Source organism: Bacteroides thetaiotaomicron VPI-5482 (assembly GCF_000011065.1).
In the GTDB taxonomy this organism is placed as follows: Bacteria; Bacteroidota; Bacteroidia; order Bacteroidales; family Bacteroidaceae; genus Bacteroides; species Bacteroides thetaiotaomicron.
Genome location: NC_004663.1, coordinates 515,866 through 541,520, shown reverse-complemented (window position 1 = coordinate 541,520; position 25,655 = coordinate 515,866). Strand labels below are relative to the sequence as shown.

The 25,655-nt window shown below is 40.7% G+C and carries 17 protein-coding genes, 1 tRNA gene and 2 pseudogenes; 6 read left to right on the top strand and 14 right to left on the bottom strand.

Going from position 1 to position 25,655, the window contains the following annotated elements; translation table 11 throughout:
• Window positions 1–382: 382 nt before the first annotated feature.
• The 14 genes and pseudogenes from BT_RS02185 to BT_RS02125 all read right to left on the bottom strand — a co-directional run bounded on the left by BT_RS02185 (window position 383) and on the right by BT_RS02125 (window position 19,551).
• Complete coding sequence (locus BT_RS02185; RefSeq protein ID WP_008766053.1) at window positions 383–1,483, bottom strand: SGNH/GDSL hydrolase family protein; 1,101 nt, start codon at window positions 1,481–1,483, stop codon at window positions 383–385.
• A gap of 13 nt (window positions 1,484–1,496) precedes the next feature.
• A complete protein-coding gene (locus BT_RS02180; RefSeq protein ID WP_008766052.1) occupies window positions 1,497–2,753 on the bottom strand; it encodes a hypothetical protein in 1,257 nt (418 codons plus the stop codon).
• Between the two features lie 11 nt (window positions 2,754–2,764).
• A pseudogene (locus BT_RS02175) lies at window positions 2,765–3,115 on the bottom strand (fibronectin type III-like domain-contianing protein); the annotation flags it as partial.
• Complete coding sequence (locus BT_RS02170; RefSeq protein WP_008766050.1) at window positions 3,072–3,224, bottom strand: hypothetical protein; 153 nt, start codon at window positions 3,222–3,224, stop codon at window positions 3,072–3,074. The pseudogene BT_RS02175 and the gene BT_RS02170, both read right to left, overlap by 44 nt.
• Before the next feature lie 83 nt (window positions 3,225–3,307).
• On the bottom strand, window positions 3,308–4,057 hold the full coding sequence (locus tag BT_RS24965; protein ID WP_050547415.1) for a glycerophosphodiester phosphodiesterase: 750 nt from the start codon (window positions 4,055–4,057) through the stop codon (window positions 3,308–3,310).
• Window positions 4,058–4,102: 45 nt separating this feature from the next.
• Window positions 4,103–5,023 (bottom strand): annotated as a pseudogene (locus BT_RS24960) (DUF4855 domain-containing protein); the annotation flags it as partial.
• A gap of 77 nt (window positions 5,024–5,100) precedes the next feature.
• Complete coding sequence (locus tag BT_RS02160; protein WP_224200357.1) at window positions 5,101–6,477, bottom strand: BT_3987 domain-containing protein; 1,377 nt, start codon at window positions 6,475–6,477, stop codon at window positions 5,101–5,103.
• 21 nt (window positions 6,478–6,498) lie between these two features.
• Window positions 6,499–8,382, bottom strand: coding sequence for a RagB/SusD family nutrient uptake outer membrane protein (locus BT_RS02155; protein ID WP_011107269.1), 1,884 nt, complete (start codon window positions 8,380–8,382; stop codon window positions 6,499–6,501).
• 14 nt (window positions 8,383–8,396) lie between these two features.
• Window positions 8,397–11,516, bottom strand: a complete 3,120-nt coding sequence (locus BT_RS02150) for a SusC/RagA family TonB-linked outer membrane protein (protein ID WP_011107268.1) — start codon at window positions 11,514–11,516, stop codon at window positions 8,397–8,399.
• 134 nt (window positions 11,517–11,650) lie between these two features.
• The gene (locus BT_RS02145; protein WP_011107267.1) at window positions 11,651–13,843 is read right to left on the bottom strand and encodes an alpha-N-acetylglucosaminidase; all 2,193 of its coding nucleotides are present in this window, start codon (window positions 13,841–13,843) and stop codon (window positions 11,651–11,653) included.
• 48 nt (window positions 13,844–13,891) lie between these two features.
• A complete protein-coding gene (locus tag BT_RS02140; RefSeq protein WP_008766045.1) occupies window positions 13,892–15,082 on the bottom strand; it encodes an AGE family epimerase/isomerase in 1,191 nt (396 codons plus the stop codon).
• A gap of 37 nt (window positions 15,083–15,119) precedes the next feature.
• Window positions 15,120–16,526, bottom strand: coding sequence for a sugar porter family MFS transporter (locus BT_RS02135; protein WP_008766062.1), 1,407 nt, complete (start codon window positions 16,524–16,526; stop codon window positions 15,120–15,122).
• A 5-nt stretch (window positions 16,527–16,531) separates the two neighbouring features.
• The gene (locus BT_RS02130; RefSeq protein ID WP_008766063.1) at window positions 16,532–17,632 is read right to left on the bottom strand and encodes a DUF4434 domain-containing protein; all 1,101 of its coding nucleotides are present in this window, start codon (window positions 17,630–17,632) and stop codon (window positions 16,532–16,534) included.
• Between the two features lie 38 nt (window positions 17,633–17,670).
• Window positions 17,671–19,551, bottom strand: a complete 1,881-nt coding sequence (locus BT_RS02125; RefSeq protein ID WP_162303185.1) for an FAD-dependent oxidoreductase — start codon at window positions 19,549–19,551, stop codon at window positions 17,671–17,673.
• 342 nt (window positions 19,552–19,893) lie between these two features.
• On the opposite strand from BT_RS02125, the gene BT_RS02120 reads away from it, so the two are divergent.
• The 6 genes from BT_RS02120 (at window position 19,894) to BT_RS02095 (ending at window position 25,652) form a co-directional block, all read left to right on the top strand.
• Window positions 19,894–21,102: an ROK family transcriptional regulator gene (locus tag BT_RS02120; RefSeq protein WP_011107265.1), complete on the top strand. Its 1,209-nt coding sequence runs from the start codon at window positions 19,894–19,896 to the stop codon at window positions 21,100–21,102.
• Between the two features lie 129 nt (window positions 21,103–21,231).
• Window positions 21,232–21,304 (top strand) — tRNA-Thr (locus tag BT_RS02115).
• 66 nt (window positions 21,305–21,370) lie between these two features.
• Entirely contained in the window at window positions 21,371–22,249 is an 879-nt protein-coding gene (locus tag BT_RS02110; protein WP_008766067.1) for a DNA/RNA non-specific endonuclease, read from the top strand.
• A gap of 104 nt (window positions 22,250–22,353) precedes the next feature.
• Window positions 22,354–23,391, top strand: coding sequence for an endolytic transglycosylase MltG (gene mltG, locus BT_RS02105; RefSeq protein WP_008766068.1), 1,038 nt, complete (start codon window positions 22,354–22,356; stop codon window positions 23,389–23,391).
• 80 nt (window positions 23,392–23,471) lie between these two features.
• A complete protein-coding gene (locus tag BT_RS02100; protein ID WP_008766069.1) occupies window positions 23,472–25,064 on the top strand; it encodes a thiamine pyrophosphate-dependent enzyme in 1,593 nt (530 codons plus the stop codon).
• A 3-nt stretch (window positions 25,065–25,067) separates the two neighbouring features.
• Window positions 25,068–25,652: an indolepyruvate oxidoreductase subunit beta gene (locus BT_RS02095; RefSeq protein ID WP_008760706.1), complete on the top strand. Its 585-nt coding sequence runs from the start codon at window positions 25,068–25,070 to the stop codon at window positions 25,650–25,652.
• Window positions 25,653–25,655 lie beyond the last annotated feature (3 nt).

The following is a 25,655-nucleotide window of genomic DNA, read 5'->3' as shown; positions in this document are numbered from 1 at the left end:
GGTTGATTGTAAATAAACATAAGGTTGCTTTTAAAGGAACGTCCCATTGCTTTAAAAGCAACGCTAAGTCCGTTTAAAAGGAGCACATTTTAGCTCTAAAATGATGGGTATCTTATTTATTAGACTTTGTTTTAGGATGAAAAAAAATAATCAGAATGATGCAAAGTAATATAAAAAAAGAAAGATATTACAGAATAGCATGAAAAATAACGCAAAAAGAATGCATATAGATGCATATTCGCAACAAAGTGATTTCCTGTAACGGCAAATCTCTGTCATTTTATTCTCTATCCTGTGCAGTGATGGAAATACGCCCGTTAGAGAGTTTATAATTATCAAAATGACAAAATGCCATTTTGATAATTATATAACATGGTAAGTCTTAATAAAACGATTCCTTTTTCAATGGCCATCCTGTGATAGTTGACATATAAGGAATCAATGACATAGCCATTTTCATTTGACCTTTGTAATTGGGATGCCATACTGCTCCTAAGTCTGTAGTCGAATCGCAAAGGCCTTCGGGAAGAACTGCTATATAAACTTTCTTATCATTCAAGTCTTTGCGCATACGCTCCATGTATTGAACGATCTGCCGTTGAGCAATAGCCGGACTGATGCATAATATAGGGACATCTCCGTAATTTGTACGAAGACGGCTTATTAGTAGCTTATAAGCATGAATAAACTCATCTTCCAACGGATATATATTGGTGGAAAAATCATTAGTTCCTAAATTAACAACCACCAAATCGGGCTTGTATGTTTTAAAGTCCCATTTCTTATCCAAATTCATATCAAATGTATTCAGCATACGGTCTTTCATTGTCACGGCAGATATTCGGACGGAATCTCCATAATTGCGGACTACTCCACGTCCGGAATGTGCAATAAGCGTATAATCGGCATTGAAATAGCGGGCGATAATAGTGGCATAAGATAAGTTGCAATTCTCCGTTTCAGCTTTATAAGGTTCGCTACGGTCTTTCCCTTCTACACCATAGCCACACGTCAGCGAGTTACCGATAAATTCGATATGTCTGGACGGGCACTCCGTTTCTTTCATCAGTTCTCCTTCATTATGAAGCACAAATTGATGAATGGTTGTCTTTCCCCATTCCCCTTCCGTACGTTTTTGAATCAACACATGATGGATGCCTTTATCCATGCCGGAAATGAAATTAATCAAAGTATCTTTACCGGATACTTTTACCGTTTTGTGTAAAAGGCTGTCTACAAAAACATTGTAATAATTAATACCAGTATCTGAAATCTTCATAGACAATTCTCCTCCCGAAAGTCGGGTACGAAGATAAGTACCGGTCCAGTCGAAAGAAACGGAGCCATCACTCTGTATTTCCGTACGTCCCACGTAAGAAACGTTTTCATCATTAGCTTTATAGTATCTGTTCTTGGTAGTTTGAGCATTTACATCTTCAAACAACAGACAGAGGCTAACCAGAACTAACACATTTTTCCACATATCGTTTTCTAAATTAATCAAAGGTAATCACACAACTGCCGGACCCGTCGGATACAATTCTAAGTCCTTTGGCTGTTACTTTATTACCGGTAATTGTTATTGATTTACTTTTCTCTATAATCGTAAAAGACTTCTTTGTATAATCGACAGGCAACTGTATTGTCCTGTCGACGTTCTTCTTGCAATCTATAAAAAGGACCTTTTTATTATCTATTACACCCTCATAACACAGCAAATCATCATCATCAGAAACAGGAGACTTAAACCAGGTATACACTCCACTCCAATGAATAATATCCCCCTTTTTGTGTTCTCTATCAGCTATAATCTTGTGGTAGGTCTTATTGCTGGAATTTCCTATGAATATAATATCATCATCTGATATTTCTTCATGATTTCCCAATCCATCGGCAAACAGATAAGAAGATTGATACACATTTGCGCTTTTCTCAATGAAACGGCGAAATGACGGATACTCTTTCTTTGTAAAGGTAGAAACATCCTTTTGTACTGTCCAGTCCACATACTTGCCATTGGCAGTTAATGTATGTGTCTCCTTGTCAAACATAGATTGCATTCCGTAATACATTTGTACTGTCACGGGAGACTCATTTTGAAATTCATGAGTAACCAAGACTTGAATGTTATTTCTATAAATAGAATAATTGACAGTCTCAATACATAAGATCTCATTCAGAAGTGTTTTTCCACTACTGGTATCGGCTTTGGAAGGGTTCATTATTTCATTGATTACTTCAATCTTTATCTCTTTTGTCAGAGTCGATAGATCTGTCTTTATTTCTTTTCCGTCTATATAAATACGATAACCGATATTGCGAGCAGTTTGAGTAACTTCATCCAGGTAGGGATGATTTCCTCCACACCACCCGTATCCGGTTATATTAAAAGGACCGATATTGTCACTGTAAGCCAGATTCAGAAGAGAAGTCGGAGAAGCATCGGGCAGAGTGGCAGGAGCAGGCATATTATTGTCAATTGTTCCTACTCTATAAAATGTGAACAGTTCATTGAACATACACTTCTTGAACCAATAAAGAATATCGGTTTTGGCATCTAACTTGGCTGATATATATAAATCTTCGCCGGTTATTTTCACTCTCATTTCTTCAGATATCGTTTCAGTCCCGGGAGAGTCTTCTTCTGCAGAAGGCTTATCCGGGAGTCCGGAAGAAATTCCCGAATCTCCATTCGAGCAGGCTACTAAGTGCCAGGATAAAAATACGAATGCAAGGATTAAACGTTTCGTCATGGCTTCTATCTTTATTTTAATTCAAATTTGAGAACATCTTTGATATCCATAGCTGATGCTGCTATGATAGCTTCAAATTTGCCCGGTTCACAAATCCATTCATGTCTTTCCGCATCAAAAAAGCTTAATGCCTCTTTATCAATAGACAAAGAAACTATTTTTTCTTCACCCGGCATTAAATTTACTTTCTTAAATCTCTTTAATTCTTTCACCGGGCGGGGAAGAGAAGACTTTATGTCTCTGATATAAAGCTGAACAATTTCCTGTCCTTCACGGTTCCCTGTGTTCTTGACAGCTAAACTGAAAGTTATTGTTTCGTCAACTGACATGACTTTCTTGTTTGCTGTTAGTTTTCCATACGCCTACCACTCTGTCTCCAATGGGGTGATTCACATCTTGATAAACAGGAGCTTGCGTCATGAAAGATGATGCCAGAAAAGGCATGATTGCTATGATATTTCTTAATTTCATTGTTTTGTTATTCTTGTCCGTATAAACAGTATAAATATAATATGCTGATGGCAGATTCCATCAGCATATTATCCAAATGATTATTATAAGCCTAAGAAAGCTGTCGGTGCATCTGTGGTTATCAGATCAAAACCATTGTCAATACACCATTGCATCTCAGAAGGGATATTTACAGTCCATACATTGGAGGTCATCCCTGAATTTTTCAGATCTTTCAACCAATCCGGATTTTTATGATAAGCCCAATAATTGTAATCTGCCCCGGTAGCTCCCAATTGTTTCAGTTCCTTGGGCGAAATATCCTGTCCCAAATACAAAATTGGAGTTTTAGGAGGTGCCAGACGTATAAACTCACACATCACATGACGGGAAAAAGAGATGTATTCTACTCTGTGAGTCAATTTTTTCTCTTCCACCAACTTTAGGATCATTTCAACGGCTTTCGTTTCACGTTCCGGAGTACTGAGGGGTTTCATCTCCAGTATCAGATGTATTTTAAGTTTCTTCGCTTTATCAAGGAACTGCTCTAAAGTTGGCATATTCTCTCCATTGCTTAACTTTAAAGTGCGTAGCACGTCAGAAGATGTTTTCTCCAGAGAGTATCCTTCATGCCATCCGTCATGATTCAACATCAATTCATCGTCAGCTGTCAGCCATACATCAAATTCCGAACCATAACAACCTATTGAATCAGCTTTCACTAAAGCCGCTAGCGAGTTCTGTGCAGATCCGGGTGTATTCCAGAATCCACGATGGGCAATAACTTTGGTCTGATGAGATTCTTTTTTTTGCTTGCCACGTCTTGATACAATCAGATTAGCCAGTCTGTCCATGACTTCATGATCTTTCGGGTTTGTTGATTTATACATATCAAGAACTGCATGATTGCCACTATAATAGGCCATTGCAGATGTACGGAAGGCTTGTTGTCTTTCAAAATGATCAATATACGCTACCAGACGATTATAAAACGAGTCCTTGGCATCAAACAATGCTCTTTCGTCAAATTCAAGTTCCATCCCCATGTTCAGAGTGGCGGCAGATTGACATGCTTCTTCCAGTCTTTTATCGGGAATAGAGGCTTTAAAAAAGTGGTTCGGTTGTTGATAAGCGATATCAAAGCCTAATTCTCTCCATTGGTTGTAGCCTTTTGCCTGCCAATACGGAATCCAACAAAATGTTTTGTTCTTCGAATGAATATACTTACTTAATGGAACTGACAGATCTTTGGTGAAATCAATATCCTCTGCCAGCCAGTAGAAACCGGATAATTTCAGATGTTTGTATTTTGCCTGTTTGAATCGCTTCATTAACTCATCGATATACCAACGGGTGGCCTTCACCTGATCCTCTTGTCTGGAAAAGTCCATTGGCTCACCATCCACTTCTCCCCAATCTTTTTGTCCGGGAAGAACTTCCGGAAGACATAGTACTATCTGATGAGTAAAATCCGGTTTTCCGATTTCTTTAATCTGTGTTCCGATACATCGATCTAAGGCAGACAGCGCTTTACCATCTTCAAAAAGACGATCTAATAACCATAGCCATTCTTTTTTTCTTGCATTTTTATCTGAGTAGCGTGTTGCAAAGCCACAGCCTTTCCCATCTGTGAACTCCAAAAACAAGAATCCGTCAAATAACCAGTCTTTATGTCCATCTGCAAACTGATGTACCACATAGGGGAGAAATTGATCCGAAGTCCAGTCAATACGATGCACTCCTCCCTGGTAAATAAGTGCCAGATCTTTTATTTTATTCTGTCTATATCCTTTATCTATGGATAGCGCATGACTATCCATAGTAATAAATAACAGACAGAAACATATCAATCCTTTTAGATATAGTGAGAAATAGTTCATAATTTTCATGTTTTTAGTTACATACCCCAAGCATAAACTTCACCAAGACTAACTCTCAGCCCGTCATAAGTCGGATAGGTATCAGTTATTACAAAACGAATGTATCGGGCTTGTGTCGCAGGAACATCCATATTAACGTTGGGTTCTCCGATTTTGGGAGAAGTCCAGTCTTTTAATTTAACCCAATTCTCGTTATCAATACTAGCTTCTACATAACCGGCTTTCGATGTGCCTGCCCAAACGTGTGCTGCTGGTGCAACAGGGTTAGCAAATCCAAATCTGAATAATGTATATTCTTTCCCCATGTCAAATACAAAGTAATAGGGCAAGGGCTCTTTTACATCCCATCGGCATAGCCATTGTGTGCCAGGATTATTGTCTATCAATGATTCCACTCCCCATCCCATATTCAGATACCATCCGCCGTCTTGGGTACAACAGTTGTTGAAATCTATAACACTCCATCCTTTCTTGTCTATTGGGTCCGGTTGGAATTTAACTGTGTACAGTTTGGACGCAGCATCAGGACTTATACCATATTTTGAAACGGAAGTAATGCGTAGTGGAAGTACATAGTCACCAAATAAATAAGTACCCTCTTCCGGTATTAACCCTTTCTTGTGGTATTTAATTTTAATGAATGTTTCCTTCATGCCTGTTAATATAACTCCTTTATTATCTACAGTAAAGGAACTCTCCGGCAACATTTTATAAGCCGTGCCATGAGCGGTATTATAATCAATGACTAACTGAGGATCGACTTCAATCTGAAATGAAATATCTTCGTCATTAGAATAATTAGTTCTTATCTTTACGAACAGTTCTCTTTCATTCAAATCGCCGAAAGTCGGCATAAAATCAGTAACCGGACTCATACCAGGAACATCCATTTGCAAATAAGGTTCCTTAATAGTAGGTACAATAATGGTTTTTAGTCGCTCATCATCTGCAGAGATAAAATTTTGCACCACACTCATTTGTATGGGCAAGCCATATTCCTTTCCCGTAGAAAGAAGATCGGATAGACGGTCGGCATTCCATTTAATATCAAAAGCTTTCCGATAGTCGGAATCGTTGAGACGCAGAGCAGGCTGAAGAATGGTATAACAATCGGAAGGTAATAATTGGATCGATGTTCCATTATCCGTATTATAACTCTGAAGAACAGTCTCGTCAACAGAAATGGAAACTTCTGTCTCCTGCTTTCCTTTCCCACTTTTGATAACAAATAATTGATAGGGGGTATCCATACCACGGAATATCTCCGTTTCTGTATAGGTAGAATGCAATAGTCCGATTTGATCATTAACCATGAGATTATCACGATCATCAGTACATGCCGATGCAATAAAAAGTGCAGCAACTATGAATTGTATTGTCTTATGTTTTTTCATATTTATATCCATTACATATATTTACCATCCGTAATTCTGAGTAATATTCTTCATTTCACTCAATTGTTCTTGATTGATAGGGAAGAAATAATGCTTAGGCTCAAATACCCGAGGACCACCTTTCCAAACATTTGATGTCCGCGACCAAGAATCTTCGTATGAAGTGGCCAATAAATTAAGAGAATATTCCGGTCCGGGAAACTCTTGTTGAGCAATCATCCAGCGACGGGCATCATAATATCGGTGTCCCTCAAAGGCTAATTCTACCATGCGTTCCTTTTGAATCAGCATCCGCAACAAATCCTTATTGCCTTTCACTTCCGGATACGCTGTTTCGAGGGCATTTAAACCGGAACGTTCGCGAACAAGGTTAATATACTTCAATGCTTCCGTTTCATTGCGTTCGGGCTTCTCATTGCAAGCTTCAGCATAGTCAAGATATATTTCGGCCAAACGGAAATAGGGCCAGAATACGGTTCCCCAACTGCCACTTTCTGTATTAAGAGCAGGATCGAGTGGGCGTCTCCACATATATCCGACTTTGACACAATCTCCGGATTCTAAGTACGAGGACGATCCTCCCGTAAAAAAGGTAACTTGTTTTATGCCTTTATATTGATTGATCCAATAAAAACCATTTGGAAATACAGAAGCATAAAAACGGGCGTCACGTCCGACACAGCTATTATGCGCTTTAAATCCAGGTGCAAAACTGACTCCCGGCTGCTTGAAATTTTCTGTAAAACCGGTATTTGTATATCCCGATTGCTCATCAATTACAGGATTCCCGTTATTGTCATATCCGGTAACAGGATATCTTCCGGATTTAGCCATCGGATAAGTATCTACTAATTTCAGAGACGGGCAGAAACCACCGACACCCAATTCACAAACTCTAGGAGGCATGCACCGGCTATACAGATAGAAACCTATAGCTCCGAGTCCAGTATTAGTAGGATTACGTCCCCAGGCACCCCAGATCGTCTCTTTATTCCACTCTTCAAAAAGAACTCCTTGATAAGATTTGATGGCACGCAGTAAAGGGTCTGCTTCAGTCTGGTCTTTGTACAATTCATAGATGTTCATATCTATAACGTCTTTGGCAGCTTTAGCGGCTTTTTCCCATTTTTGAGGATCGGGACTTTGTGGAAAAAGGAAATCACCATACAGATTCTTCATTTGTCCTTTATAAAGATCGCATCCATTATACAATGGACTGGCGGCATAGAGCATTAAGCGCGCTTTGGCAGCCATTGCCGCTCCCTTGGTGATACGTCCTGCCCATTTTGTGAAATCGCTGATCTCTGCAGGAAGTTCTGCAATAGCCTTATCATATTCTTCAGCTATGAAATTTACGTTTTCATCAACTGTATGACGGTCTATCGTTTCCGGTTTTATAAGTTCATCCGATTCGATGTCTCCCCAGATATACACAGGACCATATTGACGGAATAGTTCAAAGTAATAATAAGCTCGCAGAAAACGTGCTTCTGCTTTCATTATACGTCTCGTTTCAGAGTCAATCTCCAAACATTCGTCAACATGGTTCATGAATATACTAGCTTGTTTTATGCCTGTATACTTTGCTTTCCAAATATTATAGTTTGGAGTAGAAGGTCCCCATGATCCATTATTGAAAGAGAGGTAGTTGACCCACTGATACCAGGAGAACATGGCTTCATCACTACGGGGAACTGCGCTTCCTTCTTCCAGATATTCATATTCCCGTGGCAAGTAGCTATAAACATGCGCTAAATACTGTTCGGTAGAGACACGCTTACTAAAGGTTTCGTCTTGTGTAAGCTGGTCGAGCAAAGTCACATCCAGATAATCGTTGCATGATACAAAGCTGAATGCAACGGTGAAGTATAGGAATATTCCTAAAATTCGTATCTTTTTATTCATAGTTCTAATATACTTTAAAAGTTAAGATTAAGACCTAAGGTGATTGTTCTCATCTGAGGATATATATTTCCATAGTTGGAATCGAGTTCGGGATCCCACAATTTGAATTTGCTGAATGTCAAAAGGTTGACACCCTGTGCATAAACACGAATTGATGACATGCCCAGACGTTTATAAATATGCTTCGGAAGGGTATATCCTATCTCCACATTTTTCAAACGAAGAAAACTCATATTACGTTGCCAGTAGGTGGAGGGTTGAAGATTATTCTCTACCTTGCTCATAGAAAGCCGTGGATAAGTAGCATTAGGATTAGGATTGCTGGTTGTCCAACGTTTTTCGGCTACATCTGCGTAAATCTGTCCTAAACGCTCTATATTATCAGAGGCACCATAAAGAGCGTCTCCACCGATAATACGAGTCACATTTCCTACTCCCTGCATAAACAGAGAAGCGTCAAATCCTTTCCAGCCCAGACTAATACCAAATCCATAATTTATTTCCGGTACGTCCGTATAGCCAATCGCTACCTTATCGTATGCGTCGATAACGTTATCACCATTGATGTCTTTATATTTAATATCACCAGGACGAACGTTTCCAAAGTTTTGTTTGGGGCTATTGGCTATATCTTCTTCTGACTCAAAAAGACCTAGAGCTATAAGACCGCGTTGCTGACGATAGGCAAATCCAGCTTCACTTTGGTAGGGCCATATAGGAGTCGGTTTATCATCATACAACTTTTTATTTCGATTGTAAGTGAAATTGGCACGGGCAGAGACATACCAGTCATTAAATCGTTGTTCATACTCCATAGAACCATCGAAACCTTGATTCTTCATTTCTCCAAGATTCACATACTGGGTTTCATTGAGACCGACGATTGAAGGAACACTTTCTTGCTGAATATAGATACCGGTACGCTTTTCATAAAAATAATCAAGTTGGAATTTAAGCTGGTCAAATAAGCCAAGTTCCAGTCCCACATTCGCTTTTTGAGCTTTCTCCCATGAAACATTCAGGTTTCCCGGAATACCTGTAGAAATACCTACGATACTTCCACTACCGGGATTCGTTCCGAAAATATAGCCGTATTGTCCTTCTTTCATGGTGGAGTTGAATGCAAAACGTCTGTTTCCGCCAATCTGGTCATTACCTATTTCTCCATACGAACCTTTGATTTTCAACAGGTGGATAGTAGAACGCAACGGATCCCAGAAAGCTTCGTTGCTTAGCATATATCCTATAGCAAAAGAGGGAAAGAAACCAAAACGTTTGTCAGGTGCGAAATTCTCAGAGCCATTGTATCCGAAGTTAAATTCAGCAAAATAACGGTCGTAATATGAATAAGTAGCTCTACCGGCAATACCGATGTTTTTGTGGGCAAAAGCGTCTACATAATTACCCGGGAAATTGTCTGTATAGTTACGCATACTAAAAAGAAACAAGGCTCCAACACGGTGCTTTTCTCCAAAGAGGCGGTCGTAATTGGCTGAGGCTTCAAAGTTGATAGTACGTGTGCCCGAATTCGTCCGTGTGAGTTTCATATAATCACTACCTTCAGTACTCCTTACAAAGTCAAGATTTCCTTCTTCATCACGTCCTGTTGCATAGTAGGTAGATGGTGTTACAATGCGGTTTAGTGTATGCGCATTGTAGGCGTCCCATGAGAACTTAACATTGGCTTTTAATCCCGGAGTTACCATTTTTGAGAAATCCTGTGTAAGCGAAATAAGTGATTGCGCATTGTTGAAGAAATCCTGCGAGTACCCAGAGTTATTCAGGCTGTTATAAGGATTGGTACCCGTACTTGGTTTAGCTAAAGTGCCATCTGAATAAATAGTAGGAGTAGCTATCGGAGAAGTTCGGATCATATAAGCATACAAATCTGATAGTGAACCATAAGGACGGTTCTTGGTCTCATATTGATTGGACAGTGAGAGACTCAGCTCAGTAGATGAAGTTACATTGATATCAATATTTGAACGAAAACTAAACTTGTTATAGCGCATTGAAGCATCGTAGCGGTCTTTATCCGAAATATTGAATACACTGCCTTCCGAATAAAAGGAGCCGCCTACATAATAACGTATTTTAGGAGATCCCCCGGTAACGTTGATATTCACGCGTGTGGTGTTGGAGAAGTCTTTAAACAATGTTTGCATCCAATCTACATTCGGGTAAAGATCCGGATCTGTATTATTCAGGTATTTTGCTTTTTCTTCAGGTTGTATAGCCAAGCGTCCGGATGATTCCAAAGTAATATCATTATAATAATTGATCCATTGTTCCGTATTAGCCAATTCGGGCATACGTACTGGATTGGTAAAACCATATTCTACGCGTGCATTAATCTTAGGTGCTGATTCGGTTCCACGTTTTGTCGTGATAAGTACAATACCATTGGCTCCACGCACTCCATATAATGCTGTTGCGGTAGCGTCTTTCAGAATAGAGAAAGAAGCGATATCCTCAACATCTACAAGGTCCATACTACGTTCTACTCCATCAACCAGCACTAAAGGTTTGTTGCCTGCACCGAAAGTATTGATACCCCGAATCCAAAAATCAGCACCTGCACCCGGTTCACCTGAACGCTGCATGACAACTATACCAGCCAACTGTCCGGCCAAACCGGAACTCAATTTAGCAACAGGCATTTTCAGCTCATTCATCGAAACTGTATTGATGGCACCAATAACGCTTGCTTTTCGCTGTTTACCATATGCTACTACGGTAACTTCGTCAAGTTCTGCTGTTTGGGGTTGCATTTTAACTACGATATTTGTTTGCTTACCCACCAAAATAGTCTGCGTTTCCATTCCAAGAAAAGAAACGACTAGTTTATCTGTTGGCAAGACTTCTATCACAAATGTTCCGTCCAAGTCAGTGATAACTCCCCTTGAACGTCCTTCTACCAATATTGATGCACTGGGAATAGGTTCTCCAAATTCATCCAAGACTTTTCCTGTTACTTTCTTGCCAGGATTGTCCTTTACTTCTTTGATCTCATCTTTTTGTAAAGAATGAGCGAGAGTATTACTGGCGTTCATGTTTACTAGTGATAATAAACAGAATGTCGTAACAGTCCAGATTTTAATTGAAAAAATGTTTTTTCGTAAGTCCGACATCATACATTAATAATTTAAAGTTAAGTAATTCTGTATTTTTTTCTTCTTTAGATTTGATAATTTCCTTAATTATAAGTTCGGTATTATATTCATAGGCTGTTTTGTTTTATAATTTATAATTATTTTGAGGTATGTACTTAATAAAAATATTGCATATATTTCTCAGATAATGTCTTGGCCAACAATATCGGGTTCTCTCCAGAAATTATAGGATGGTGCTCTTTGGATAATGTCCACTCATATTCGAAGTCAGTAATTGATTGATAAAATTGTTTTTCATCAAACTTCTGGCCGGATAATGAAGCGGTTATTACTTCTGTTGTAAAGCGCTTCCAACGTTCACGATAATAACTGTAAGTTAATCCACCCCAGCCCCTGTTTGCATAGTCATTTAACTGGGTTGCCTTTTGTCCCCATACTGTCAGGATACAACGTGCATTTTCCTCATAATATTCTTTTTCAGCTTCTGTTTTTCCAAAAGAACGTGCATCGTCAATCCACTTACCGATTGAGAAATTGGTTTCACAGGATAACAGACGGTCTGTATCTATCAATAGTGCATCCATTTGATCGGCCCATTTCTTCATTCCATCTATGTCTTTTTCTGAATAACATTGAGTGAAATGATCTCTAAACGAGGAAAAGAGATTTCCTAATACTTGCCGTCCTACATTTATTACATCAAATCGATATCCAGTATTGTTTATATGACTGGCTTTCAACATTTCTGTCCAAATATCCCATAAGTCACGATTGTTGTAAGTGATGTCCGGATAGGTATTCCAACTATCTGTGCCCACTAACATTGGACGTGCATTCATTAAAACGGCTTGCCCTGCTGTTGCATACTTTTTATATATTTTTTTATGTAATGAATCCCATGCTTTCAGAATATGTCTATCTTGATTTCCCCCTCTGCATTTTGCCCAGTTTTGAATCCATTGATCAGTTGTTAACGGATAATCCCATGCCTGGTCAAATACAAATTCATACATAAAAGGATTCACATCGAAGCCTTCCAAGGTAGCTCCTAGGCCATATACATTCTCACCACCTTCTACAAAGAGTTTTTCAATTTTGACATCAACATCATCCAGATTTCCGACCATCATGGAGTTTCCACCAAAATTGCCTAAGTAGCACCACATATATGGTTTTCCGTAGTACATTTCCGTATTCCTCCATATTTCTGTACTGTCACAATAGTAATCCAACAGTATGAGTTTGTCATCTGGCACAGCCTCCAGGAAAGAACGGATTCTGGGTTGTGTCCATTTCTTTTGATCATGGTAAAACATCCATGTCATTTGCAACCACTTAGCCTCAGCATCTACTTGATAAATGGACTCATATATCTTCTTAGAAACCTTTGCCAGGAAATCTTCATTCCAATTTGGAGAATCAACCTCATTAAAAGGATCAATTCCATAAATATGATCTGTGCCATATATTGCCGTCTGCTCTTCCAAATACATTTTTTGAATGATGTTGAACAGAGAGTCCATTGGTTCTATAAAATGACTGCGATATTTTGAATCATATCCTCCCCATTGACTCATTTCGTGAATTTTGGCATCTGGATAGATTGCTTTAAGTTCTTTAGGTACGTGCCCAGAAAATGCAGGTAAAACAGGGGTCATATTAAAGTCGCGTTCCCTCTTTAATATTTGTTTCTGTAATACTTCTTGTTGCTCCAACCATGATTTCGGCAGGGGACTTTGCCAATAATCGACATTAGACATACGATGCCAGGGCAAGTGCGCAGGTCCTGTGAAATATGAACGTATTTGTTCATCGTTTAATCCTAATTTGCTCCAGACCTTATACCATACTGTCTCTTGTCCACTGATAGCTAATGGCATCGTAATTCCATTTAATGCCATCCAGTCAATCAACCTTTCCCAATCAGACCATTTCCAATAAGGCATTGTATATCCAAATGTACAGTAGTTCAAGAAGAAACGATTGTCACACTTAGAACGGATAGATATTGGTTGAGGAATTACTGGTAACTCTTCGGGCATATCAATGCTATCAGAGGCATACCAAGATACATTCGTATGGCAGTAATATTTCAGATAATGGTTAAGACCTACGGCCAAAGAATTATTATTATTTCCTTTTATGCAAATTTTCTTGTGTGCCGATTCTAGTATAAAACGATCCATCTGGTTTGAGTCATTTAGTAATTCAAATTCAAAAGAATCTGCATGTTGAGGAAATAATCTCTGGCACATCTGTTCTAATACTGGGTTACTTGATCCAGTATCCTTTCTACAACTTGTAAAAAGAAAAATTGTAAGTATTATATAGAAGTATTGTCTGTTCATATCAGGGTAATAAAAATAAGAATGTATTATATGTTAGATATTTGATTTTCATGGATGTATAATTTCATTTGTTTCTCGTAACTCTTCCAGTACTTTCCAGCATTGAAATAATCCCCTTGGTACATGAAAGCAGCCTTTCCATTTCCCACCTTTGAGTGGCAGCAATACTTCTCCCTGCCGATTCAGATAACCGAACCATTCCGGATATTCCGGATCTTTGAAATGTGTCCATGTGTAGTCATGTACCTTCTCAAACCATTCCAAACATCTTTTATCTCCGGTCAGCTGATAACCTTTCAATAATGAAATCAAAGATTCAATGTGTACCCACCAAAGTTTCTGATCCCACTCCAGTTGTTGGGGAGGACAACCGTTACGGTCCATAAAGTAATAGATGCCGCCACATTGCTTGTCCCAACCGTAATCAAGCATTGTTAAGGTGGTTAACATTGCTTGTTGTATGAGCTCCGGTCGGTCCAGCCTTTTGCCCAGATCCATGATAAACCACATCGCTTCGATAGCATGACCGGGGGTCACCTGACGACCTTCGAAGCAATCCACCAGATTACCGTCCATATCGACATTCTCAACAATGATACCACCCAGCTCCGGACGATAAAAGACATTCATCACTTCATGGATGCAGGTTTCCATTGTTAGTTTTAAGTAGTCAGGGTCCAGCAGATGTTCTATCTCCAAAGCCAGATTGCAAAGGATCATCGGGAGAGCGAAGTTCTTCAAGTTTCGTGTATCTGGATGAAGCTTATTCCATTTACCTTTCGGATTATCAACTTTAGAGAGTATGATTTCAAAAGTTTTTTTTGCTATGTCTGCATATTCCTGACTTCCGGTAGCAAGACTCAACTGCCCGAAGGCCATGGTGGCAAAAGTATATGAGAAAATATTGTATGGTTCTACTAATGGTCTACCCGAACGATTGAGTGAAAAATACCAGTTGTAATCTCCATTATGTCCATATTTTTTCAAGAACTCACCACCCAGAACGGCACAATCCAGCCATTCCTGTCGTTTTTCCACTTTGTTGTAAAGCATGGAGAACATCCATACCTCACGTCCCTGCAACCAGATGAATTTATCTGTATCAAAAACTCCTCCTTTGCGGTCTAAGCAGGTGAAATAACCGCCAAACTCAAGATCTTGAGAGTGTTCGAGCCAGAATGGAAGGACATTATCCAATAATTCATTCCGATATTGATTGGCTAGTGTTTTAAAATCCATATATCTTTAAGTGTTAAGTTATTAAGGTTTCTTTCTTCTACTGTTCCGACCGGGTCCAGTATCTTTCAATCTCTTCCAGTGACTTTCCTGTGGTCTCCGGCACGAGTTTCCATACGATGAGCATATACGGCACGCACATGACTGCGAACAGGAAGAATGTTCCGGCGGGGGTGAGATTCTGGAGCATCCAGGGGGTTAACTGTCCGATCAGGTACGTTCCTATCCACAGGGCGAATCCTGCAATGGACATCGCCAGCCCGCGTACCTTGGTGGGGTACATCTCCGAAAGGAGCACGAACACCACGGCACAGATGGAGACGGCACAGCAGAATACATAGAACAGGAAGAAAACAAGCAGGAAGAGGCTGGATACTCCCCAGGAATCACCGAAGAGGAAGTAAACGCCGATCAGCAGGAGGGAGACAACCATACCCGAAACTCCGTAATAGACCAGTTGCTTGCGGCCGACCCTGTCAATGATCACAAGAGCAAGAACGGTGGTCAGAGTGTTGACTAGTCCTACGAGAACTTGGTAAAACAAAGAATCTCCTCCTGAAAGTCCTGCGTTTTCGAAAATGGAAGGGCCATAATAAAGTACAGCATTTACACCCATGAACTGTCCCAAAATAGCAATGCATACACCAATGATGACCGCTTTAAAAATTCCGGGTTTCATTAACATAGCCCATTCAGATTTTGTTTCAGACGTCAATACAGATTTCGTTTCTTTTAATTGACTTGCAGCCTCTGAAACTGAATTATATATCCTTTCTAATATATTGACAGCTTTTTCTTCTTTACCTCTTACGATCAGCCAACGAGGACTCTCCGGAATAAAGAAGATAATGATGAAGAATAACACAGCCGGCAATGTTTCCATTCCCAACATTCCTCGCCAGACTTCAGTAACAAATATCTTATTCAACCAGTCCATACTTAACTGATTACCACTTTCAGCATAAGCCAGCAATTGATAGTTAATCAAATAAGCTCCTAAAAATCCAACTGTCACAGCCAATTGATATAAAGATACCAAACGCCCTCTATATTGTGCCACAGCCACTTCAGATATATACAAAGGAGAAACAATCGACACAACACCAATACCAACTCCACCAATAATACGATAGACTACCAATTGGGTGAAGTCTGCGGAGATCGCACAACCTAAAGCCGATGTAGAAAACAGAGTCGCTGAAATAATCATCGTCATTTTTCGTCCCAGCTTATCACTCAGGATACCGGCAAAAAGAACACCGACGATAGAACCTATTAAAGCACATCCCACATACCACCCCTGTTGCAACGTATCCAGTTGAAAAAGTTGAGTAACCTGAGCGATTGTTCCGGATATAACAGCAGTATCATATCCGAACAAAAATCCTCCCAAAGCTGCTACAACAGAAAGGAAAATAAGATAGCCAAAGTTAATTGTAGACTTCATATCACTCATTTAATTTCAAAATATTCTCTGTATCTATCATATAAATGTCCGGCCTGCAAGTAGGCAGATTGAGGACTCATAAAATGAGAAAATTCGAAAGTAATAGCCTTATCATACCCTGCACGTTTGGCAGCTTCCAGCTTCATCCGGAGCTTATCAAATTTAATGGGTAGAAAACGGATAGGCATATCACGGTCAAAAGACTCGGCGTTGGTCCAGCATTGCATACCATACTTATCTGCTAATTTTTTATTTACAGTAAAGAACGCATCCAACTCATCATAATCGATATGTCCATCCTGAAAAGCACAAGCATCTACCACTTCATGAATTCCATCAAAAATTTCATTCCATTCTTTTTCGTGTTGTTGTACAGAAACCGCATCTTCTCTTGTCAGTTTCCCTGTTCCCATAATAGCCTTTTTGCCATCAATCCACGGAGAGATAAAAGTCGGGAGTCCGTTCGATATATCTTTACATTGCTTTCCCATAGCGCGGAAAGCATCAATAGCCCCTTTCGTGGCACGGCTAATCTCGCCGCTGATGTACCAGCCTCCAAAACTTTTATACTTCTCTCCGTACATCTTCCAAACCTCATCAATCACATACTTGTTATCCTCAATCTCCCAACTTAAATCACCTGTATCCCAATACCGTCCTGAATCATACAAACCAAAATAAAATTTCATGTTATACTTCTCCGCCAGACGCAAATACATATCTACCAAATCAACCGACGGCATATAACATCCTTTTTTCAGCAAATAAGGTGAAGGGTAAGTCATAAACTTACGATAACCGGAACGAATCATAATCACTGTATCGATACCGATTCTTTTCATATGCTGAAAATCCAGATCCCATTCTTTCTCACCCCAGTTCTGATGAGGAATATCATGAGATATTTCATCCAAAAAAGTTCCTGTAATTTTTAAGCCATTATTTTTGGGAACAATCAATTTGCTTTCCAAATCGCCAGCCTTGATCTTCGGGGAGAGTTCCCCTCTCCCCTCTCCGTCAGCTGCAAATAATGAAGGGGCAACCAAAGCGGAAGCTCCGGCCAAAGCTGCCTTCTTTAAGAAATCTCTACGATTATTAGTTTCCATAGTTTTAATTTTTTGTTTTTACTTGGATATATGTTAACCTATTGAATATACTTACCAGTGATATCGATCTGTTTTTTATTGAAAGGATCCAATACCTGATCAATCATTACAGCCATCTCCCCTCTCAAAATATTCCGTTTCAAATCCGGTTCTTGCATTCCGTATGCTTTCCAAAGCGCTTGCGGATCAACAGTAGTATGTAGTTTTTCCATTTCTGCTATCTTCTGAACAAGTTGAACTGCCTCCTCAATACTTAATTTATCCGCTCCTGTTTTTTTGAATTCATCTTTGGCAGCCGGATACACTTCAAACAGACCATCCAGTTCTGACGCCAGCAATACCGTATCCGCTCTCAACCAAGTCTGATTGGACCAGTCCACATTCTTACCGACTCCTTTCAGAATCCCCGTAGAGCCAATCCGCTGATAAGGAGCAAACTTCACATCCGAGACAGGAACATCCAGATAAGGAAGCAAATATCCTTTAGCATCCAGAATAGCATTCTGAACATCACGAACAGAAACATCACTTATCTTCTGATTATTCTTCACAGCAAGTGCAGCCAAAGCTCCCGCTGCCTGACCGATCTGCAGTACAACCGGTTGCAAACGAGTCGTTCCATTCATAATATTCGATACGGAAATAGATTTCTCTGCAACAATCAGCCCGTCTACCTCCTGAGGAATCAATGTACCTAATGGCAACCCATACGAAGGGATCGGATGAAAATACAGATTAGGCAACTCTTCATAACCATGATAGCGGGTATGGTGATGATCTACCGGATAATCTCCCACAGCAATACAAGTACGGTACAGTTTTTCATCCTGTGTATATGGATTGAGTGCATGATTCAAGTTAAAGCGTACTAATCCGTGAATTCTTCTGGACTCTCTATGATAAGGGATAAAGGGCAACTTATCCTCTGTCGGATATTCATCATCCGCCAATCCAAGTGTATTATATCCCAGCTCATGTTGCAGGAAGTAGACAAAGCACATCGTATAATGTTTCGCATATTCCAACGCTTTCAAGCGCTCTTCCGGAGTCATTTCAATCAGATTAATATAATAATCATTACCTTCTATCGGCCAATTAATCATATATTTATGATTTGGTAACCGCCCGTAAGTAATCATCATATCTTTAGACCAGACGCGATCCGGCTCTTTAGGAGTTATGCATACCGGACTGGCACAGGCACAGGCAAATTCTTTAGGATCGTATCCTTCAGGTTCCGGAATAGTCACATCCTTACCATAATCTTTTAATATGGCAACATAAGTAATATCCTGCACAATATTATTCTTCTTTTCCGGAGCAATATCCTCGTGCGTGTCATCTCTGCTTTCCATACCAATATCGTACTTCACTCCACACATTTTTGCCACATCCCCCAGTTCGGTGGCATCAATCATAACCTTCGCCCGAACCGTTTTCACACCTTGTCCTTCCACCTTCACTTTAGCGACCCACTCATCTCCCGTCCTTTTTACTTCTTCAAGGCAAGCCTGTTTCCAGACTTTTAGATTATTTTCCGCCGCTACCATTTCGTGAAGAATCTTATTTCCAACTGACGGTTCAAACAATACGTTACTTACCCAACCCGTCTTCAAAGAATCCAGCCCGCCATAATAATCAGACAATCTATTCTTAAATTCTCCCCAAAGTCCGGCAGGCAATCTGTAATTTCCATCCACAGCACTCACACCGGCAGAAGTCAGCATCCCACCCAACCAGGTGCTTTCTTCGAGAATCAGTGTATTGGCTCCCATACGAGCAGACTGGATGCCGGATGTTACACCACTGGCACCTCCACCTATAATAAGTACATCTACCTTATCTTCCTCTGAGTGCATACAAGAAGAGTATGATACTACCAGAAACAGCCCACAGAGTATTTGGAATAAGTTTTTCATCATAATACGATTTGGTTACGGTACATCTTAATTAATATCACGGTACAAATATAGCTATATTTATTAAATAAACAATAGATAATAAAATATTTTATTAATAAAGTTGATTTTTGCTTCTTTATTCATTAATAAGACTATAAATATGAAGCTATTCAGATACCAGTACCCTTATTACCTTATTATATAAGAAGATTTCAAATAACTATCAATGAGAGAATTCACTTTCTATAAGGAATCAGCACAGCATCATCTCAGATTCAATTCTAATTTTTTCGTCAAGAACCTTATTAGTTAATAAAAAAATTAATTATCTTTGTAGATATTACAAAATATAAGAGACGTATGAACCAACAATTCTTGAAAGAAATAGAAATGGGCTCTAAAAATGCCCTCGTTAAAAAGAGGATCATTACACATTATATATATAATGGTAGTTCCACTATTCCCGATCTTTCAAAAGAACTAGATCTAAGCGTGCCCACAGTCACCAAGTTTATCGGTGAAATGTGTGAGGACGGATATATCAATGATTACGGAAAACTGGAAACCAGCGGTGGACGCCACCCGAATCTCTATGGATTGAATCCGGAATCCGGTTATTTTATAGGTGTAGACATCAAAAGATTTGCAGTCAATATCGGACTGATCAATTTTAAAGGTGATATGGTAGAGTTAAAAATGAATATCCCCTATAAATTTGAGAATTCGATAGAAGGGATGAACGAGTTGTGCAAACTCATTCTCAACTTCATCAAAAAACTTCCTATCAATAAGGAGAAGATTTTAAATATCAATGTAAATGTATCGGGATGGGTAAATCCGGAATCCGGATATAGTTTCAGCCAGTTCAATTTTGAGGAACGCCCGTTGGCGGATGTCCTGTCGGAAAAGCTGGGTCATAAAGTAACCATTGACAACGACACCCGTGCCATGACTTACGGAGAATATATGCAAGGGTGTGTAAAAGGAGAAAAAGATATTATTTTCGTCAACGTCAGCTGGGGAGTCGGCATCGGAATTATTATCGACGGCAAAGTCTACACAGGAAAATCCGGTTTCTCGGGAGAGTTCGGTCACGTCAATGCATACGACAATGAAATCATCTGCCATTGCGGCAAAAAAGGGTGTCTGGAAACAGAAGCATCCGGCTCTGCCCTTCATCGCATTCTTTTGGAGCGTATTAAAAGCGGAGAAAGCTCTATTCTTTCCACCCGAATATCCGGTGAAGAAGACCCCATCACGCTTGACGAAATCATCACAGCCGTCAACAAGGAAGATCTGCTTTGTATTGAAATTGTTGAAGAAATAGGGCAAAAGCTGGGAAAACAAATTGCAGGATTAATCAATATCTTCAATCCGGAACTGGTCATTATAGGCGGAACTTTATCTTTAACGGGAGATTATATCACCCAACCTATCAAAACAGCGGTACGTAAGTATTCACTCAATCTGGTCAACAAAGACTCTGCCATCATTACATCCAAATTGAAGGATAAAGCAGGTATTGTAGGCGCGTGTATGCTGGCACGCAGCAGAATGTTCGAAAGTTAAACTACCGTTACTTTATGCAAAGAGTTATGGTAAAGGAAGATTTTAAATTAAAGCTCAAAAAATATTCAGAATCCTTTTGTTTTCTCAAATAAAGCTGTAATTTTGCACGCCGTAAACGAGAAACAAACCGCCGCTATAGCTCAGTTGGTAGAGCAACGCATTCGTAACGCGTAGGTCGCCAGTTCAAGTCTGGCTAGCGGCTCTTGACAATAAAGCGCTAACTACAGAATAGTTAGCGCTTTTCTTATTAACCCCCAAAGCAAATCGCATGAAACGAGGTAAGAGCAGGAGATTATTTAAGAAAAAGAAGTCACATTCCAATCAAAGATTAGGGTGTATCATCGCTATCATCGTACTTATTCCCATTTGTTACGGGCTTTATCTGTATTATCAGCAATACAGTGTCCAGCACAGTAGCAAACCGCAGATAGAGACTTCCGTTTCCCTCCCCACTCCATCCGGCAAAGATTTAGAGATTCCCATTTCATTGATTCCCCGTCAGGAGCAGATCATTCGTCATAAAGGTTATACGGTTTCCTACAATAAAGATCTGAAGATTCCGAATTGGGTTTCTTACGAGCTGACCCGTCAAGAAACCAAAGGAAAAGAAAAGAGAGGTGACAACTTCATCGCCGATCCTTTAGTAAAAGGCGCCATTGCGACCAATGCGGATTATGCACGTTCAGGATATGACAAAGGACATATGGCACCAGCCGCCGACATGAAATGGAGTCCGGATGTCATGAAAGAATCCTTCTATTTCAGCAATATGTGTCCGCAGCATCCTCAACTGAACAGAAGAGGCTGGAAAAATCTGGAAGAAAAAATAAGAGACTGGGCGGTAGCCGATAGTGCCATCATCATCATATGCGGTCCTATCATCGACAAGCCGTCCAAGACCATCGGAAAAAATAAGGTGGCAGTGCCCGAACGATTCTTCAAAGTAATCCTCTCTCCTTTTGTCAAACCGGCTCGTGGCATCGGGTTCTTATTCAACAACAGACAGGCGGTAGAGCCCCTTTCCACCTATGCGGTATCAATTGACAGCATCGAGAAACTTACCCATATGGACTTCTTCTCTCCCCTGCCCGATGAATTAGAAAATGCAGTAGAAGCCAATGCCGATTATTACCAGTGGCCACGCTAATAGTTGACAAAATCAGCCGAATTTCAACTATTCACCGTTGAAAGGAATCGCTCCTATCCAAAATCTTCCTATCTTTGACGCAATTTTTAAAGTTACGTCACAAGATGAAAAAGAAAACAAGAAATATCTTATTATCCGTTCTGACCGGAGCTCTCCTTCTTTGCGCCATTGCCGGAGGAACAGTCTATTATTATCTCTTTGCTCCTCAGTTTCATCCCTCCAAAACCGTCTATGTATATGTAGACCGGGATGACACGGCAGATTCAATCTACAATAAGATCAGACAAACCGGTCATGTCAACAAATTCACCGGATTTCAATGGATGGCGAAATATAGAAAATTCGACCAGAATATACATACCGGACGTTATGCCATCCGCCCCAACGAAAACGTATACCATGTATTCAGCCGCTTCTTCAGAGGTTATCAGGAACCGATGAATCTCACTATCGGAAGCATACGGACACTAGACCGGCTGGCGCGAAGCATCGGCAAGCAACTGATGATCGACTCCGCCGAGATAGCCCGCCAACTATTCGATTCCGCTTTTCAGACCGAAATGGGGTATACGCCGGTCACCATGCCCTGTCTTTTCATCCCCGAGACCTATCAGGTATATTGGGATATGAGTGTCGACGACTTCTTCAAACGTATGCAGACAGAACACAAACGATTCTGGAATGACGAACGTCTTGCCCAGGCAACCGCTATCGGCATGACACCGGAAGAAGTCTGCACCCTCGCCTCCATTGTTGAAGAAGAAACCAACAACAACGAAGAAAAGCCGATGGTAGCCGGACTATACATCAACCGCCTGCACACAGGTATGCCCCTGCAGGCAGACCCTACCATCAAGTTCGCTTTACAGGATTTCGGGCTGCGACGCATCACCAATGAGCATCTGAAAGTCAACTCGCCCTACAACACTTATATCAACAGTGGTTTACCTCCGGGACCTATCCGCATCCCCTCTAAAAAGGGCTTGGACAGTGTATTAAACTACACGAAACACAATTACATTTACATGTGTGCGAAAGAAGATTTTTCAGGTACTCACAATTTCGCATCCAATTATGCCGACCACATGGCAAATGCAAGAAAATATTGGAAAGCACTTAATGAAAGAAAGATTTTCAAGTAATTTTGTGATAAAACGAGCCAAAAAGGCTATCTTTGCCCGATATAATAACAAACTGTGATCAACACTAATAAAGGAAATATATGAGCAAGCAACTCTTACTTGGCGATGAAGCCATTGCACAAGCTGCACTGGATGCCGGACTTTCAGGTGTATATGCCTACCCCGGTACTCCTTCAACTGAGATTACTGAATATATCCAAATGGCGCCTATAACCACTGAGCAGAACATACATAATCGTTGGTGTGCCAACGAAAAAACTGCCATGGAAGCCGCACTGGGTATGTCATTTGTAGGCAAACGCGCCTTAGTGTGCATGAAGCATGTAGGCATGAATGTGGCTGCAGACTGTTTCGTCAATTCTGCCATCACGGGTGTGAAGGGAGGACTGATTGTGATAGCGGCAGACGACCCCAGCATGCACTCTTCACAGAATGAACAGGACAGCCGCTTCTACGGAGACTTCTCCCTGATACCGATGTACGAGCCCAGCAACCAACAGGAAGCATACGACATGGTATACAACGGATTCGAATTCTCTGAGAAAACAGGCGAACCGATCTTAATGCGTATGGTCACCCGCCTCGCACACTCCCGTTCCGGAGTAGAGCGCAAAGAGCAGAAGCCACAGAACAGCATTTCATTCAGTGAAGATCCCCGTCAGTTTATCCTGTTGCCGGGAAATGCCCGCAAACGCTATAAAGTATTGCTTGCCCGCCAGGACGAATTCATCAAAGCTTCCGAGGAATCTCCTTACAACAAATACATAGACGGCCCTAACAAAAAACTGGGAATCGTCGCTTGCGGTATCGGCTACAATTATCTGATGGAAAACTATCCGGAAGGTTGTGAATACCCGGTACTTAAGATCGGCCAGTATCCATTGCCTAAAAAGCAATTGCTGCAATTGGTTGAATCCTGCGACGAGATTCTGGTACTGGAAGACGGACAGCCATTCGTTGAAAAACATCTGAAAGGCTATCTGGGCATTGGTATCAAAGTAAAAGGACGTCTGGACGGCACACTATCACAAGACGGAGAATTAAATCCGGACTCTGTAGCACGCGCGGTCGGCAAAGAAAACAAATCGGAATTCGGCGTCCCTTCTGTAGTCGAAATGCGTCCTCCCGCACTGTGTGAAGGATGCGGACACCGTGATATGTACATCACACTGACAGAAGTACTCAAAGAAGAATATCCTTCCCATAAAGTATTCAGCGACATCGGTTGCTATACGCTGGGAGCCAACGCTCCGTTCAACGCCATCAATTCATGCGTAGACATGGGAGCTTCCATCACAATGGCGAAAGGTGCGGCCGACGGAGGTCTTCATCCGTCCGTAGCTGTAATCGGTGACTCTACATTTACTCACTCCGGAATGACAGGTTTACTGGATTGCGTCAACGAAAATGCCAATGTCGTTATTGTCATTTCAGACAATGAGACAACAGCAATGACCGGTGGTCAGGACTCTGCGGGCACAGGACGTATTGAATCCATCTGTATCGGTTTAGGAGTCGACCCTGCCCATATCCGTGTCGTTGTTCCATTGAAGAAGAACCACGAGGAAATGAGACAGATCATACGCGAAGAAATCGAATACAATGGCGTATCCGTTATCATCCCGCGCAGAGAGTGTATTCAAACATTAGCACGCAAAAAAAGAAGTAAGTAAGCCATGAAAAAAGACATTATATTATCAGGAGTAGGTGGACAGGGTATTTTGTCCATCGCTACAGTTATTGGTAAAGCTGCTTTGAAAGAAGGACTTTACATGAAGCAAGCAGAAGTACACGGAATGAGCCAGCGTGGCGGAGACGTTCAGTCCAACCTCCGCATCAGCGACAAACCGATTGCTTCGGATCTGATACCATCCGGCAAATGCGACCTTATCATTTCGCTCGAACCGATGGAAGGTCTGCGCTATCTCCCCTATCTCAGTCCGGAAGGATGGCTGGTAACCAACGAAACTCCGTTTGTCAACATCCCCAATTATCCGGAAGAAGACAAAGTAATGGCTGAAATCAACAAATTGCCGCATAAGATCGTACTGAACGTGGATAAAGTAGCCAAAGAAGTAGGTTCTGCACGAGTTGCCAATATCGTTTTGCTGGGCGCAACCATTCCATTCCTCGGCATCGATTACGAGAAAGTACAAGACAGTATCCGCGAAATCTTCCTGCGCAAAGGAGAAGCTATTGTCGAAATGAATCTTAAAGCACTGGCTGCCGGCAAGGAAATTGCGGAAAAGCTAATGCAATAACTA

Bases quoted from the DNA above. Each gene is read 5' to 3' on its own strand.
- BT_RS02185 (WP_008766053.1), bottom strand. From the start codon at position 1,483: ATGTGGAAAAATGTGTTAGTTCTGGTTAGCCTCTGTCTGTTGTTTGAA.
- BT_RS02180 (WP_008766052.1), bottom strand. From the start codon at position 2,753: ATGACGAAACGTTTAATCCTTGCATTCGTATTTTTATCCTGGCACTTA.
- BT_RS02170 (WP_008766050.1), bottom strand. From the start codon at position 3,224: ATGAAATTAAGAAATATCATAGCAATCATGCCTTTTCTGGCATCATCT.
- BT_RS24965 (WP_050547415.1), bottom strand. From the start codon at position 4,057: ATGGACAGACTGGCTAATCTGATTGTATCAAGACGTGGCAAGCAAAAA.
- BT_RS02160 (WP_224200357.1), bottom strand. From the start codon at position 6,477: ATGAAAAAACATAAGACAATACAATTCATAGTTGCTGCACTTTTTATT.
- BT_RS02155 (WP_011107269.1), bottom strand. From the start codon at position 8,382: ATGAATAAAAAGATACGAATTTTAGGAATATTCCTATACTTCACCGTT.
- BT_RS02150 (WP_011107268.1), bottom strand. From the start codon at position 11,516: ATGATGTCGGACTTACGAAAAAACATTTTTTCAATTAAAATCTGGACT.
- BT_RS02145 (WP_011107267.1), bottom strand. From the start codon at position 13,843: ATGAACAGACAATACTTCTATATAATACTTACAATTTTTCTTTTTACA.
- BT_RS02140 (WP_008766045.1), bottom strand. From the start codon at position 15,082: ATGGATTTTAAAACACTAGCCAATCAATATCGGAATGAATTATTGGAT.
- BT_RS02135 (WP_008766062.1), bottom strand. From the start codon at position 16,526: ATGAAGTCTACAATTAACTTTGGCTATCTTATTTTCCTTTCTGTTGTA.
- BT_RS02130 (WP_008766063.1), bottom strand. From the start codon at position 17,632: ATGGAAACTAATAATCGTAGAGATTTCTTAAAGAAGGCAGCTTTGGCC.
- BT_RS02125 (WP_162303185.1), bottom strand. From the start codon at position 19,551: ATGAAAAACTTATTCCAAATACTCTGTGGGCTGTTTCTGGTAGTATCA.
- BT_RS02120 (WP_011107265.1), top strand. From the start codon at position 19,894: ATGAACCAACAATTCTTGAAAGAAATAGAAATGGGCTCTAAAAATGCC.
- BT_RS02110 (WP_008766067.1), top strand. From the start codon at position 21,371: ATGAAACGAGGTAAGAGCAGGAGATTATTTAAGAAAAAGAAGTCACAT.
- mltG (WP_008766068.1), top strand. From the start codon at position 22,354: ATGAAAAAGAAAACAAGAAATATCTTATTATCCGTTCTGACCGGAGCT.
- BT_RS02100 (WP_008766069.1), top strand. From the start codon at position 23,472: ATGAGCAAGCAACTCTTACTTGGCGATGAAGCCATTGCACAAGCTGCA.
- BT_RS02095 (WP_008760706.1), top strand. From the start codon at position 25,068: ATGAAAAAAGACATTATATTATCAGGAGTAGGTGGACAGGGTATTTTG.